The sequence below is a fragment of the Streptococcus infantis genome (genome assembly GCF_001579645.1).
GTDB classification, from domain to species: domain Bacteria; phylum Bacillota; class Bacilli; order Lactobacillales; family Streptococcaceae; genus Streptococcus; species Streptococcus infantis_E.
Genome location: NZ_LQZF01000214.1, coordinates 1 through 241 on the forward strand (window position 1 = coordinate 1; position 241 = coordinate 241).

1 pseudogene is annotated in these 241 nt (G+C 49.0%); it reads right to left on the reverse strand.

Going from position 1 to position 241, the window contains the following annotated elements:
• Positions 1–241, reverse strand: a pseudogene (locus SINDD18_RS11065) (adhesive domain-containing protein); the annotation flags it as partial.

Genomic DNA, 241 nt, shown 5'->3' on the forward strand with positions numbered 1-241 from the left:
CAGCGTCAACATCAGCTTCAGAATCAGCATCAACGTCTGCCTCAGAATCAGCATCAACATCAGCTTCTGAATCAGCATCAACAAGTGCCTCAGAGTCAGCAAGCACAAGCGCATCAGAATCAGCAAGCACAAGCGCATCAGAATCAGCAAGCACATCAGCTTCTGAGTCAGCGTCAACAAGTGCCTCTGAGTCAGCGTCAACATCAGCTTCTGAATCAGCATCAACAAGTGCCTCAGAGTC